The sequence below is a fragment of the Pseudomonas sp. NPDC087626 genome (assembly GCF_044743405.1).
Taxonomy (GTDB): Bacteria; Pseudomonadota; Gammaproteobacteria; order Pseudomonadales; family Pseudomonadaceae; genus Aquipseudomonas.
Genome location: NZ_JBIUWJ010000058.1, coordinates 1 through 14274, shown reverse-complemented (window position 1 = coordinate 14274; position 14274 = coordinate 1). Strand labels below are relative to the sequence as shown.

The 14274-nt window shown below is 61.2% G+C and carries 13 protein-coding genes; 6 read left to right on the top strand and 7 right to left on the bottom strand.

Going from position 1 to position 14274, the window contains the following annotated elements; translation table 11 throughout:
- Positions 1–323 precede the first annotated feature (323 nt).
- Entirely contained in the window at positions 324–839 is a 516-nt protein-coding gene (locus ACIOVD_RS27530) for a RidA family protein (protein WP_159997971.1), read from the top strand.
- Positions 840–844: 5 nt separating this feature from the next.
- Here the strand turns inward: ACIOVD_RS27530 and ACIOVD_RS27525 are convergent, their stop codons facing one another.
- Entirely contained in the window at positions 845–2161 is a 1317-nt protein-coding gene (locus ACIOVD_RS27525) for an MFS transporter (protein WP_320333018.1), read from the bottom strand.
- Between the two features lie 289 nt (positions 2162–2450).
- Between ACIOVD_RS27525 and ACIOVD_RS27520 the strand changes: the two genes are divergently transcribed.
- On the top strand, positions 2451–2969 hold the full coding sequence (locus ACIOVD_RS27520; protein ID WP_401131310.1) for an SET domain-containing protein-lysine N-methyltransferase: 519 nt from the start codon (positions 2451–2453) through the stop codon (positions 2967–2969).
- A gap of 18 nt (positions 2970–2987) precedes the next feature.
- Here the strand turns inward: ACIOVD_RS27520 and can are convergent, their stop codons facing one another.
- Positions 2988–3632 (bottom strand): carbonate dehydratase, encoded by a 645-nt coding sequence (gene can / locus ACIOVD_RS27515; protein WP_095169025.1) that lies wholly within the window; start codon positions 3630–3632, stop codon positions 2988–2990.
- Positions 3633–3771: 139 nt separating this feature from the next.
- Between can and ACIOVD_RS27510 the strand changes: the two genes are divergently transcribed.
- Positions 3772–4176 (top strand): serine kinase/phosphatase, encoded by a 405-nt coding sequence (locus ACIOVD_RS27510; protein ID WP_401131308.1) that lies wholly within the window; start codon positions 3772–3774, stop codon positions 4174–4176.
- A gap of 48 nt (positions 4177–4224) precedes the next feature.
- On the opposite strand, the gene rimI is transcribed toward ACIOVD_RS27510, so the two are convergent.
- Positions 4225–4677, bottom strand: a complete 453-nt coding sequence (gene rimI, locus ACIOVD_RS27505) for a ribosomal protein S18-alanine N-acetyltransferase (protein ID WP_095169027.1) — start codon at positions 4675–4677, stop codon at positions 4225–4227.
- Positions 4670–5428: an energy transducer TonB gene (locus ACIOVD_RS27500; protein ID WP_095169028.1), complete on the bottom strand. Its 759-nt coding sequence runs from the start codon at positions 5426–5428 to the stop codon at positions 4670–4672. Before ACIOVD_RS27500 ends, rimI begins: the two co-directional genes overlap by 8 nt.
- A gap of 217 nt (positions 5429–5645) precedes the next feature.
- On the opposite strand from ACIOVD_RS27500, the gene mksB reads away from it, so the two are divergent.
- From mksB to mksF, 3 genes are read left to right on the top strand one after another with little or no spacing between them, the layout of a single operon-like run.
- Positions 5646–6923 (top strand): Mks condensin complex protein MksB, encoded by a 1278-nt coding sequence (gene mksB, locus ACIOVD_RS27495; RefSeq protein ID WP_177440657.1) that lies wholly within the window; start codon positions 5646–5648, stop codon positions 6921–6923.
- Positions 6913–7614: an Mks condensin complex protein MksE gene (mksE, locus tag ACIOVD_RS27490; RefSeq protein WP_095169029.1), complete on the top strand. Its 702-nt coding sequence runs from the start codon at positions 6913–6915 to the stop codon at positions 7612–7614. Before mksB ends, mksE begins: the two co-directional genes overlap by 11 nt.
- The gene (mksF, locus tag ACIOVD_RS27485; protein WP_095169030.1) at positions 7611–10451 is read left to right on the top strand and encodes an Mks condensin complex protein MksF; all 2841 of its coding nucleotides are present in this window, start codon (positions 7611–7613) and stop codon (positions 10449–10451) included. The genes mksE and mksF overlap by 4 nt, the downstream gene beginning before the upstream one ends.
- Positions 10452–10525: 74 nt before the next feature.
- Here the strand turns inward: mksF and ACIOVD_RS27480 are convergent, their stop codons facing one another.
- The 3 genes from ACIOVD_RS27480 to ACIOVD_RS27470 are packed head-to-tail and all read right to left on the bottom strand — an operon-like array spanning position 10526 to position 14091.
- The gene (locus ACIOVD_RS27480; protein ID WP_095169031.1) at positions 10526–12829 is read right to left on the bottom strand and encodes a PqiB family protein; all 2304 of its coding nucleotides are present in this window, start codon (positions 12827–12829) and stop codon (positions 10526–10528) included.
- Positions 12822–13445, bottom strand: a complete 624-nt coding sequence (locus ACIOVD_RS27475; RefSeq protein WP_095169032.1) for a paraquat-inducible protein A — start codon at positions 13443–13445, stop codon at positions 12822–12824. Before ACIOVD_RS27475 ends, ACIOVD_RS27480 begins: the two co-directional genes overlap by 8 nt.
- Positions 13432–14091 (bottom strand): paraquat-inducible protein A, encoded by a 660-nt coding sequence (locus ACIOVD_RS27470; RefSeq protein ID WP_095169033.1) that lies wholly within the window; start codon positions 14089–14091, stop codon positions 13432–13434. Before ACIOVD_RS27470 ends, ACIOVD_RS27475 begins: the two co-directional genes overlap by 14 nt.
- Positions 14092–14274 lie beyond the last annotated feature (183 nt).

Here is a 14274-nt window from a genome sequence, read left to right as displayed (position 1 = left end):
CGCACTGGGCCAGGGAGGGCCCATTGCGGCGGCCCCCCAAATCAATGTCGGAGTACGGGCATGCCGAGCCTAAGCGAGGCACCGAGTGGTGGGGTTGAGCGTTTTGCTTACTTTTGCGCTCCTCAAAAGTGAGCCGCTGTAAGAGCGGAGCCATAGGTGGCCATTACCGCAGAAATGGATATGTACTCGGTCTAATCCAACACCCCAGAGGCCCACAGGTGCAACGTCGCACCACAGTCGTGTAGATGCCTATGCCTATGTTGGGACAGCAAACAACCCGCTATAGTCGGCGCAGCCCCCCCCATACACAGGAGATGCCCGGCATGGATCAATCACGTAAAGCGCTGTTCGACGGTATCGCCCAGGCGCTGGGTCATCGTTTTGACGGTGAAATGCGCATTGGCGGCAACTACGTGCCGGTGGTGCAAAATGGCGATGAGGTGTACATCAGCGGGCAGATCCCGCGCATCGACAATACGGTGATGGTGGTGGGCCGCGTGGGCGCAGAGGTGTCGCTGGAGCAAGGCCGGTTGGCCGCGAAGATTTGCACGATGCGCGCCCTGGCCATCCTCACGCAGCAACTGGGGGAGCTGGAGCGGATCGACAAGATCCTGCGCATCAATGTCTACGTGCGCAGCGCCGAAGACTTCACCCAGCAAAGTGAAGTGGCGGACGGCGCCTCAGAGGTGCTGTACGGGATTTTCGCCGACGCTGGCGTGCATACCCGCACCTCGGTGGGGGTGTACCAGCTCCCCAAGGGCGCCGCGGTCGAAGTCGACATGATCGTCGCACTCAAACCGCTCGCGGCGCCGCTGGATGAAGACTCGATCAGCGATTGACACCCTCAGGGGCAGCAGGTCGCGCCAGCCGACTGGGCGACCTGGGGCAGGCGCGAGCCGAAGTACAGCGCCGCGCTGATTCCCACGGCGCCCATCACGGCACAGAAAATCACGCAGATCCATGGGCTCCACGGCATCAGGCCGATCAGCAACAGCGGTGTGATGCTGGCCCAGATCGCGTAGGCAATGTTATAGGTGAAGGAAATCCCCGAGACGCGAATCCGTGCCGGGAATAGATTGACCATCACCGACGGCACCGCGCCCACCACCCCACAACCGAGACCGGCAATCGCATAGGCCAGGCCGATCCACTGCGCTGCGCCAATCAGGCTGCTGTAGAGCACGCCGATGCCCAGCGGCAACAGCAGGCTATAGAGCATCACCGTACGCCAGGCGCCGATCCGGTCGACGATCAACCCGGCGATCACGCAGCCGATGTTCAGGAACACGATGCCCAGGCTACTCAGCGCAAAGGTGTGGCTGGCGGTCATGCCGAAGGTTTTCTGCATCATGGTCGGGGTGATGACCACGAAGGTCACCACGGCCGAGGTCAGTACGCAGGTAAGGATCACCGCCGGCAACATCGCCAGGCGGTGCTCACGCAGCACCGTGCGCAACGGCAGTTCGACGTGCAGCTCACGACTGGCCTGCATCGCCATGAACACTGGAGTCTCGTTGAGCCAGCGGCGTAACCACACGCCAAGCACGCCGAACACCCCGCCCAGCAGGAACGGATAACGCCAGGCGTAATCGAGGATTTCCGCCGGGGTAAAGGCCTGTGCCAGCAAGGTCGCGGTCAAGGCGCCGATCAGGTAACCAAACGTCAGCCCTGCCTGCAGGAATCCCAGGGCGTAACCGCGGTGACCGGCAGGAGCATGCTCGGCGACAAACACCCAGGCACTCGGCACTTCCCCACCGACCGCGGCGCCCTGGAACACCCGCAGCACCAGCAGCAGCAAGGGGGCGAAGTAACCGATCTGGGCGTAGGTCGGCATGATCCCGATCAGCAGGCACGGCAGCGCCATCATCAGGATGCTCAAGCTGAAGACCTTCTTGCGCCCCAACCGGTCGGCAAAGTGCGCCATCAGGATGCCACCCAGCGGCCGCGCCAGGTACCCGGTGACAAAAATCCCGAAACTCTGCAGCAGGCGCAGCCATTCGGGCATTTCCGGCGGGAAGAACAGTTGGCTGAGGGTCAGGGCGAAAAACACGAAAATGATGAAATCGTAGATTTCCAGCGCCCCGCCCAGTGCCGCCAAGCCCAGGGTCTTGTAGTCAGACCGGGAGAATGGCGCAGGTCGAGTGTCGGCAATGGCAGTCATAAACAGGCTCGAAATTAGGCAAAAAATCGCGGCGCCCATGGTCTACGCAAATGCGCTCCCGGACAACCCGTTACACCTTAGTCGCAAGCGCATAAAACACCACTGGCGCAATGATTTCGATAGTGCTGTAAGTCATGGCTTACAGTAAAAATCGTCACTGTCCCCTGTCAGGCCTGACAGTAGACGATCTGTGTCATTTGCGAGACGCTTGAGCAACACTCAAGCGTTGCAGGGCTGACAGGATGCCCCGTCTACGGCTGTCGCAAGCTTGATCCAGGCAGGGATGTCTATGAGCCCTCAGGTCAATGCCCAGTCTTTGGCGAACGGATGCATCTACCCTTTCGAGGGGCTCAGCCCCAAGCAGGGCTACCCGTCCATGGCCGACTTCATTGTGGAGTCCGGCCATGGCGCAAAAAACCGCGGCGTCATGGCCCTGCGTAACTATCAGCGGATTACCCGAATGTGCCGGGTCTCCGGACAGTTGGTCCACGCCCCGCAGTTGCACAGCGTCCAGTTAGCGGTGGGCATTCACGTCTATGACCCCTACTTCTGTGGACGACTGCGCCACTCCTGCGACCCCAATGTCTTCCTCGACATGAGCGAACTCTGGCTATGGGCGCTACAGGACATTACGCCAGGCACACCACTGTGCATGGACTATGTCAGCACCGAAGCCAGCGTGTTGCGCCAGTTTGCCTGTAAATGCGGCTCGCCCCGGTGCCGTGGCTGGATCACCGGTTACGATGAACAGCCCAGCGCCGAGGGGCGGCTTTTCCTGCAGCAATGGCATCGCCATAGCCTTTGCTGAACGCCTACCTGGGAAGTGCTAGATGGCACCCACCGGACGCAAGCGATACTGCGGCGGCAGTTGCTCGAAACCACTGATGGTGGCGTTCAGGCTCTTCCAGCGGCCATCCTTGATGCCATAGATGCAGCCGTGGATCGACAGGCTTTGCCCGCGATGCCAGGCATTTTGCACGATGCTGGTATGGCCCACGTTGGCCACTTGCTGGATCACGTTCAGTTCGCAGAGACGGTCGACCCGCTCTTCTTCAGTCGGCAATTGGGCCAACGCTTCGCGGTGCTCGTAGTAGAGGTCGCGGATCGAGCGCAGCCAACCGTCGATCAGCCCCAACTGACGGTCCTGCATGGACGCCCGCACCCCGCCACAGCCGTAATGGCCGGTGACCAGGATGTGTTTGACCTTGAGCACGTCGACCGCGTACTGGATCACCGACAGGCAGTTGAGGTCGGTGTGCAGCACTACGTTGGCCACATTACGGTGCACGAACAGGTCGCCGGGCAGCATGCCGACGATCTCGTTGGCCGGCACGCGCGCGTCGGAGCAGCCGATCCACAGGTATTCAGGCGTCTGCTGGCGGGCCAGTTTGGCGAAGAAGTCAGGATCTTCCTGCTTGATCGCATCAGCCCAGCGCTCGTTGTTATCAATCAGATCTTGTAATTCGTTCATGTTCTGAAGCCTCAAGAATGATGCGCTGGTTTGACACCCCAGCATGCGCCGGGGTCACGCCGTTATTAGGGCAAATGGCTTGGAATCTTCAAGGGTAGCGCCTGTCCACCCTATAAGCCCCACATTATGAGGATTTGCCATGACTGATTCACGACGTCCGTATGGCTCGGTACAGCCCGAGCCCATCGACGACAACGAAGACCGCATGGGCTCGATGCGTGAACTGGACTTCGACGAGGAGCCCTCCAGCGCCATTATTCGCGATGAATTGCCCGAACACCTGCGCAAACCGCCCGTGCCGCGCCAACCTGCAGCCGAAGCGGGGATGCACGAGACTTCGGCCGATGACGACGAATCCACCGATGATGACCTGACCCCAGGCAACCTGATTCGTGAAGACGGCGCACGGGACGCCCAGGACGTCGGCGAGGGTGATCAGGCCGACTGGGACTTGAGCATTGTCGATGAAGACGAGATTGGCGGCGGCAATGGCCTGGATGAGGCGGAGCTGGCGCGGCGCGATCCGGTCGACGGCAATCGTTAACACGCTTGCGCGGGCGAGCATCAGGCTTGCCCGCAAAGGTCGAACGGCTCAGTCGACCAGGGTACAGGCCATGACCACGGCGTCTTCACGCCCACCGACTGCAGGGTAGTAGTCGCGGCGTCGCCCCACTTCGTTAAAACCATAACGTTCATACAGTCGGAAGGCCGCGCGGTTGCTGTCGCGCACTTCGAGGAAGCACTCACGTGCTTGCGCCTTGTAGGCAATCGACATCAGGTGTTCGAGCAAGGTCAGCCCCAGGCCGCGCCCCTGGTTTTCCGGCTTGACCGTGATATTGAGCAGGTGCGCTTCATCGAGGATGATCTGCACCACCCCGTGGCCCACCTGTTGCTGCCCCTCGAACATCAGCCAGATCTGGTACTTGCCCAGGCCATCGAGAAAGATCCCGCGGGTCCAGGGATGGCTGAACGCCGCGTATTCGATCTTCAGTACTGCGTCCAGGTCGGCTTCGGTCATCGGGCGGAACGATACAGCGTCACTCATTTGATTCTTTCCAGCGCGCCATCAGCCGACGCATGGCTTGCCAGACATCAGCCTTACGCTGTGGCTCTTCCATTAATAATTCCAGGCCAGGCAGCGCCCAGACCGACCCCAGGCCTTCGACCTGAAGTTCGCGATTGTACGCTTGCGCATCCGCCTCGCCGGCAAACCGCACAGCCGGCAGCCCCACCAGCCACAGACAGACACAGGGTTGATCTTCCAGGCGCGCCGAGACAAAGCCCTGGACGAAATCGCGCGCCGCTTCCGGCCCCTGATCCATGGTGCCCCGCGCCAATAGCGGCCAGCGCACCGGCTCGCCGACGATTTGCGGGCTGTCCGGCAGGCCGGCGGCGCGCAACATGTCCTTGAGCAGCAGGTAGGCCGGGTCGCGCGTCTGGAACGTGTCGCCTGTGGGTAACTCCACCAGCAGCAGGCAACGGCCCGCGCGCAACAATTGCAGGGCAAACCGCGGTGGCGGCACGACCGGGGCCTTGACCACGGCGGGGGCGGCTTCTTCCTCGACCTTGGCATTGGTCCGGGTACTGGCCAGCGATGGGCGCGGCACTTCGATCCGCGGGCGCGCGGCGGGGGCGGTTACCGGCTCGACCGCGACGGCGACCTTGGCCGCTGGCACAGGCGCAACGCCCGGCACTGGCGGCTCGGCGACCAACGGCTCAACCAGCTCCAGCAGCTCGGGCCGCGAAGGGGCGGCAAAGGGCAATTCGGTGCGCGGCAGCCAGTTGACCACCTGCATGGCAGTCAAATAAGCGCGGCGACGGGACTCGATTAGCAAAGGTCGGCCACTTGTGGATAACTTAAAGTGCAGGGATTCTACCGCCCTTCGCCGAAGATCGCCCGCAGTAGAGCAGAGAAAAACGACAGTCCGTCCCGTCGATCTGCCGAGGGGGATTCCCATAGCCTGCGATGCAGTACAATCGCTGCTTTTAATCGCCAACCAGCCGGCCAATCCAATGATCGAACCCAAGCGCGTCTTGCGCGCCCTCGCCGAACACTGGGCACTCCTGGAGCCACTGTGTGAGCATTTCGACCAAGGCACCCTGAGCCTCAACGAACTGCGCACGCAACTGGCCGCCCAGCAACTGGACAGCACGCCACAGGACATCACCAGCCTGCTGGACGTGTGGATCCGCCTCGACATTCTGGTTCCGGTGGCAAAAAGCCCGAACCGCTTTGAACTGAACGCGCAGATCCACGACTTCCTGGCTTACCTGCGCCGCGAGCACCGCTTGGGCCTGTGCCTGGAAATCGAAGCCTACCTGCGGCACCTGGAGCGGCTGGCCGGCTACATCCAAGACGCATTCGACATTCGTGATGGCAACGACCTGGCGCGCCAGTTGCGCTTGCTCGACATGCGCGTACGCGACGTGTTGAAAAAACTCGCCAACGACGAACAGGCCCTGGTGGCCGTAGCCGAGCGGGCCAAGACCAGCGACCGGCAGATTCCATTGCGCCAGCGTTATGCCGAAGTCCTGGCGACCTGGGACGAGTATGTCGAGCCGATGATCCAGTTGGTCAACGCCGACGGCGCCTTCGAACAAGGCGTGCGCAAGGTCGAGAACGTCCTGCTGAAGATGCTCACCGAGCAGCAGCGCCTGGGCCATCTGGTCGACGACGACATGCTCCTGCGGACCCACGCGCGCATCCTCGAAATGCAGACCAGCGCCCAACTGACCCTGCGCCACGCCCGCGAGTTGTTGCTGCCGCTGCGCGAAGAAGCCCGCCGGCACAACGCCGTGACCCGTGGCGCGGCACTGGCCCTGTCGATGATCCGGCGCAAGGGCATCGATGCGGTGCCACAAGCGGCGATGCCGATGTTCACTCGCCCGCAAAGCACCTTCCTTGGCAGTGCCAGCCAGGTTGAAGCCTATGTCTACGCCCTGGCACGTTTCGAGCCAAAGCCTGCGCGTTTCCCCAAGGCCCACAAAGTCCAGACCGGCGAAGCCCCGCGTGCGCCACGCACGGTTCGGGAAATGCTCGAGCGTTGCGAAGACGCCCTGCCGATGCCAGACCTGATGACCTGGCTGCTGGAGCAGGAACCGGATGGCGCGACCGACGAGCTGCTGTATTGGTTCTCGCGCCTGTCGCGGGAAAAACGCTTCAAGCGCGAGCGCCTGGAACGCCGCGATTACCACACTCACGAGCATCAGGTCAGCCTGCGCTCCTTCGCCCTGCTCTCGGCCGGCACCGATGCCAGCGAGAATTCTGCGAGCATTCCCCATGCATCTTGATCTATCCGAACTGTCTCAGCTGGCGCCGATCTTTCGCGAGCTGTTCAAGGGTTATCACGTCAGCCGTCGCGATCCTGAGCTGTACGCACAGTTGTCGAACTTTCAGGACCAGTACCGCACCTTGTTCCGCGCCCTGGGATTTGAACTGGTGTGCGATACCCGGGGCTTCTACTACTTCGTTCCGGACCTCGCCGCAGCGGCCGTGAACAAGACTGCCCAGCGCCTGGCGTTGTTCACCTTCATTCTGGTCGAACACCTGGCCGACCAGGGCCGCGACCCGATCGCCGTGCTCGACGGCGGTAGCCTGGGCCGCGATGAACTGCCGTCGTTGCTGGAAAAATACCGCGACCTGTTCATCCAGGCTGAAGTGCAGACCGTGGAAGAGCTCGAAGAAAAGATCATGCGGCGCATGACCCAGCTCGGTTTTGCTGGGGAAGAGAACGGCATCTACCGCTTCCTGCCACCGATGCACCGCTTCCTCGACGTCTGCCTGTCGGTGCAACAGGACCGCGACCTGGCCGCCAGCCTGCACAGTGTGCTGCCACTGCCGGCGCCGGTGCTGATTGACGACGACAGCGACGAAAAACTGCTGCAGACCGATGACCCGCTGGACCTCAGCGACTTCGCCGAAGACAGTGAAGAAGACGCCTTGGCCCGCGCCATTGCCGAAGAACAGGAGCTCGACGCATGAGCAAGGAACGCTACGGCATTCGCCGCTTTGCCCTTCTGAATACCGCGGGTTACAGCCTCGGCCTGTTCCCGCTGGAAGAACCGCTGTCGGTCTACGGGGCGAACAACCTGGGCAAGTCCGCCTCGATCAACGCCCTGCAGTTCCCGATCCTGGCACGCATGTCGGACATGAGCTTCGGCAAGTACAGCCTGGAGCAATCGCGGCGCTTCTACTTTGCCTCCGACACCAGCTACATCCTGGTGGAAGTTTCGCTGCCACACGGTCCACACGTGATCGGCGTGGTTGGGCGTGGCCCCGGCGGTGGTTTTGGCCACCAGTTCTTCGCCTATGCCGGCAAGCTGGACCTGGCCCATTACCAGAAAAACGACACGTGCCTGCGCCAGAAAGAGTTGTTCAGCAACCTCGAACGCGAAGGCCTCAAGGCTTACGAGCTCAAGCCGGATGAACTGCGGCGCCTGCTGGTGGGCGGCCACACGTCGATCCCGCTGGACCTGACCCTGATTCCGCTGCGCTCCACCAGTGAGCAGAGCCTGAAGACCTTCCGTGCGCTGTTCATCAACCTGCTGCACATGCGGGAAATCACCGCGGCCAAGCTCAAGCAACTGTTCCTCGATGCCTTCGAACACAGCCTGCGTTCCGGCAGCGTCGATTACATCGCCGCGTGCGAAGAAGCCTTCCGCGATGTGCGCCGCATGGAGCAGGACTACAACTCGCTGGTCACCGCCGGCCCCTTGGTCGAAGCCCTATCGGCAGGCGTGACCCAGCGCAATATTCTGCGCGGCAAGTTGCACCGCATCTCGCCGCTGCTCGATTCCCTGCTGGGCACCTGGTCGGACTACGCCAGTGCGCGCAAGGAAGAATTGACGATCCAGGCCGAGCACTACCGCAACGAGCAGGACGCCCTGCAAAACGATCAACGCGGCGGCACCCAGGAGCTGATGCGCCTGGAACGCGAAATCACCGGCATCCAGCGCTGGCTCGGCGAGTTGTCGGTGCTCAAGCATCGCTTCGCGTTGGTCGAAGACGTCAAAGTCCTGGAGCAACAACTGCTGGCCGCCAAGGATGCGCACGATGAACTGGCCGGCGCGCTGGCCCAGTCCCGGCAGTTCAGTGCCGAAGACCTGGAAGAGCGCCTGCGGGATCTGGAAAAGCGCCTGAAGTCGGTCAAGCAGCAACTCGATCACGCCGACAACAACAGCTACGCGCGCCTGCGCGAAGAGTTTTCGCAACAGGACGTCGAACGCCTGATGCGCCTGTTCAACAGCGCATTGTTCAGCCTGCCGCTGGGTGAGCATGGCATTACGCTGGACGAGGACGGCCAGTGGGTCAAATCCCTGGAGCTGATCCTCGACGGCTTCAAGGGTGAGCGTTTCGAAGTACCGGGGCTGTCGATCGACATTTCCCACATCGAACCGCCCGCCCTGCAAGCCCTGGCTGACCGTGCCGCGTTGCGCGACCAGAAAGAACGCTTGGACAAAGAACTCAAGCAACTGAAAACCCAGCAAGCCGTCGCCGCGGACCGCGCTGCCAGCAAGACCCAGACTGAAGCGCTGTACCAGCAGGTGCTGGACGCGCAAAAAGCCCTCGAGGACTTCCGCCGCGCGCAAACCCTGAGCGCCGAAGAAGGTGACAAGCTCGAGCAACTGGCGCAGATGGAAGCGGCCCAGGACGAATTGAAACGCTCCAGCGATGCCTTCACTGAGCGCGTCCAGCAACTGTCGGCCAAGCTGCAACTGGTCGGCCGGCAGATCGGCGACATGGAAGCCAAGCAACGCACCCTCGACGACGCCCTGCGCCGCCGTCAGCTGCTGCCGGCCGACCTGCCATTCGGCACGCCGTGCATGGACCCGATCGACGACTCCATGGACAACCTGTTGCCGCTGCTCAATGACTACCAGGACAGTTGGCAGGGCTTGCTGCGTGTCGACGGCCAGATCGACGCCTTGTACGCCCAGGTTCGCCTCAAGGGCGTGGCCAAGTTCGACAGCGAAGACGACATGGAGCGTCGCCTGCAACTGTTGATCAACGCTTACGCCCACCGTACCGACGAAGCCCTGACCCTGGGCAAGGCCCGGCGTGCGGCCGTCACCGACATCGCCCGGACTCTGCGCAATATTCGCAGCGATTACGACAGCCTCGAGCACCAGTTGGCGCTGTTCAACCGCGAGATCAACAAGCGCCAGGTGTCCAACCTGCAAAGCTTCCGCATTGTCCTGGCGCCGAACAAGGAAGCCCTCAAGCACATTGACCAGATCATCCACAGTGCCGGTCAGTATGAAGAAGGCGAAACCCTGTCGGTGTTCGACCTGAGCCAGAGTGCCGAGCAGGACAACAAGAACGAAGAGGCCAAGGAGTACCTGGCGCGTCTGGTGGCGGCGAACCACAACCAGCTCGGCCTCAAGGACCTGTTCGAGTTGGCGTTCGAGATCACCAAGGTCAACGGTCAGCCAGTGATCCACACTGACATCGATGGCGCCGCGTCCAACGGCACCACCATGACCATCAAGGCACTGACCAACATGTATTTGTTGCTGCACTTGATGGACCGCGACCAGGCCGGGCGTGTGCGCCTGCCGTACTACCTCGACGAAGCCGCGGACATCGACGAGAAGAACCAGGCCGCCCTGCTGGAAACCAGCCTGCAGTTGGGCTTTGTGCCGATCCTCGCCAGTGTCAAGCCACAGGTCTGCGCCAGTGTGGCGATTGACCTGGAAGGTGGCAGCGGGCCGAACGGTATCTACATCGACGAGGCAGACTGGAAGTACATCCGTCGGCATGACGAAGTGAAACCGGCGGTCAGCGTCGAGTCGACCGAAGCCGAGCTGGACGCCGTCTAAATGCTCTAGCGGTGGATAAACAAAAAAGGCCGCGATCCATTGGATCGCGGCCTTTTTTGTACAGCGGGTTTGACTTACTTGCCGAGGGAGATCTTCGGCGCCCACTCCAGCCACTCGTCTTCGAACTTGTCGAACAACGGGAAGGTCTGCTGCGGCCGCGCCGGGTTACCCATGCGCTCACCATCCGGAGTGGCAAAGGCAACGCCACCCTGGATCAGCGTTTCCAGGGATTCGGTGCGTACGGTCGCGCCCTTGAACAGACTGTAATCCAGGCCAAAACCGCTGGTATTCCAGAAGCGCGTGCCGCTGCGTACCAATGGCGCGTACTTCGGTTCGATGAGGATATGGATCAACACCCGATCCGCGGTCTGCCCCAGTTCGTAACCGGTGACCTTGCCCACGGTAATTTCCCGGTAAGTCACCGGCACCCCGGTTTTCAGCGAGCCACGGCGCGCGGCACTCAGCACCAGGCTCAGGCCTGCCTCTTGCGCGGTGGCTTCGGGTGGCTGTGGCAGGGCAACGAAGTTCTTTTGCGGGCCGAGGTTTTTCACCGCGGGCTGCACTTCGATGTACTGCCCGGTCACCAGGGTTTCCAGGTTGGAGGTCTTGATCAGGCCTAACTGCGGCTTGACCACCCAGAACTGGCTGCCTACCCGGGCAATGCGTTCCGGCACTACGGTGATCCGCGCAGTGAGCAGCACCGATTGCAGGTCGTCGCTGAGGTCGACGTCTTCCACCTTGCCGACGTCCAGGCCTTTGTAGCGAATCGGCGTGCCATTGCGCAGTCCGTCGCCGCGGTCGAGCTTGAGGGTGACCACGGTGCCTTTCTCCGTCGCCTCGTCATGGCTGGTGAACAGGCGGAAGCGCGGAATACGCTTTTGCAGCGGCGCCTTGGCTTCCGGAGTCTCGAACGCAATACCGCCGGCCATCAGGCTTTGCAGGGACTCGCTCTTGACCTGGATCCCGCCGGTGAGACCACCGGTGAGGGTGATGCCGCTGGCATTCCAGAAACGCGTCGAAGCGTTGACCAGGCCTTCGTATTCCTTCTCGATGTGCACGCCGATGACCAATTGCTTCTTGGTCCGCGAGAACTGATAGCTCTGCACCGAACCGACCTTGACCTGCTTGTAGAGAATCGGGCTGCCGACCTCCAGCGAGCCGAGGTTCTCGGTGAACAGCACCAGGTGCAGGCCCGGGGAGCGCAGGTCCAATGGCGGCGCCTTCGGCCGTGCCTCGAACTCGCGTTTGGGTGGGCTGCCCTTGTCACCCGGACGCACGGCGATGTAGTTACCCTTGACCAGGGCTTCGAGCCCGGTGATACCGGCCAGGGAGATCGACGGCTTGACCACCCAGAACTGCGTGCCATCGACCAGGTAATCTTCAGCCAGCGGGTCGAGGGTCAGTTCGGCGGTGGCGCTGGACAGGTCGGAGTCGACCTTCAAGGCCTTGAGGTTGCCCACCTGAATGCCTTTGTACATGACCGGCGTACGACCGGCTTGCAGGCCTTCGAAGTCGCTGAGCTTGACCTTGACCCGGATGCCGGCCTGGGCCGCGTCGAAGTCTTCATACAGACGGAACGGCAGGCTCGGGTCGGTGGGCGGGCTGTCCTTGCGGTTCTCCGGCGTCGCAAAGGCAATACCGCCGGCCACGATGCTGGCCAGCGACTCGCTACGTACCTTCACACCCGACAGGTTGGCGTCGATGCTGATCCCGCTGGCATTCCAGAAGCGCGTGTGTTTGCGCACCAGGTTGGCGTAAGTGGGCTCGATAAAGACCTTGATCTCGACGGTGCTCTGGTCCTCGGACAGCAGGTAGCTCTTCACCTGACCGACCTGGATCTGCTTATAGAACACCGGGCTGCCACGGTTCAGCGAGCCCAGGCGTTCGGCCTTGATGGTCAGGTGCAGACCCGGCTTGGAGTCCGACAGGGGCGGCTCCTGGGCAAGGGCCTTGAACTTGCGGGTAGGTTCGCCCTCACCCGGACTGATCGCCACATAGTTACCCGAGACCAGGGTTTCCAGACCGGTGATACCCGCCAGGGTTACGCTGGGCTTGACCAGCCAGAAGCGCGTGCTGGTCTTGAGGTACTGCTCGACGTCCTTGTTCATCTCGACCGTGGCGATCACCCCACGGCTCTTGCCTTCATCATCGAGCGCCAGGCTTTTGACCTTGCCCACCGACATGCCTTTGTAGACCACTTCGGTCTTGTTGGCCTGAATGCCTTCACCGCTTTCGAAACGGACCTGGACCTGGATCCCGGTCTCGTTATAGGCACGCCAGCCCAACCACCCACCAATCACCAAGGCGATCAGGGGCAACACCCAGATGGCCGACCAGTTGGAAGCCGGTCGGGTTTTAGCTTTAGGCAAATCAGTCATGGTCGTCGTCCGACTCCGTGTTATCCCAAATCAGTCGGGGATCGAAAGTTACTGCAGCAAGCATTGTCAAAATCACCACACTGGCGAAGGCCACTGCACCGAGATTGGCCTCGATGGTGGCGAGCCGACCAAAGTTGACCACTGCCACCAGAATCGCGATGACAAAGATGTCGAGCATTGACCAGCGGCCAATGAACTCAATGAAGCGGTACATCAGGATGCGTTGCCGCGCGGATAAAGGCTGGCGGCGCTGCACCGAAAACAGCAGCAAGGCGATGCCGACAAGCTTGAAGGTCGGTACCAGGATACTGGCGACGAACACCACGGCCGCGATGGGGAGCATCCCATGCTGCACCAGGGTGATCACGCCGGACATGATCGTATCGCCCTCCCCCTGCCCCAAGGCGCTGACCGTCATGATGGGCAACAGATTGGCGGGGATATACAGAATCGCGGCGGTGATCAACAACGCCCAGGTGCGCACCAGGCTATTGGGCCGGCGGGCATGGACCATCGCGCCACAGCGCGTGCAGGTCTGCTCGTCGGTGTCGGGTTCCTGTTTGTTCAACTGATGGCACTCAGCACAGATCAGAATGCCTGCATCAATCGCCCGCATGAGCATCCTCCCCGGATAACGCTTCCCAGATCTGGTGCGGTGACATCACCACTTCAAGCCAGACTTGAACCAACAACAAGCTGATAAAACACCCCAGGCCCAAGCCAATGGTGATGGACGCCAGGTCAGCCAGTTTGACGATGGCCACCAGCACCCCCATCAAATAAACCTCGAGCATCCCCCAATCACGCAGGTGGTGATAAATGCGATACAGCAGCAGGCCGTAGCTGCGTCCGATGTCAAATCGAATGCTCAACAATACCAATAACTGACAGAGCAGCTTGAGCAGGGGGATCCCCATGCTGCACAGGAACACCACCACCGCCACGCCTTGCATGCCAGTATCGAACAGACCGACAACACCGCTCCAGACAGTGTCGTGTGACGTCTGTCCGAGTAGATTGAGTTCCATGATCGGTAAAAAGTTCGCAGGGACGAACAGCAGCAGCGCAGCGATCACCAGGGCGAGGCTACGCTCCACGACATTGTGCCGATGAGCGTAGAGCTCATAACCGCAACGCGGGCATAAGGCTTTCTCGTCATGAGCGAGGTGTGGCTTGCGCATCAGCAAGTCGCATTCATGACACGCCACCAAGTTGTCCAGCGGTAAATCTGACAGCCCGTAGGCGTCAACCGGATCTGGCATAGAGGGCTCTGATTGTGAAAATAAGGGCTCTATTCTAGTGTTCTGGCTGAGAAATAACTGTGCAATTTTGTGTCGATCCTGCAATGAAACTTTCTCGCGGACAAAAACAAAACCCCTACCTGCATACGCAGATAGGGGTTTCGGAATTTAATCTTGACGATGACCTACTCTCACATGGGGAAA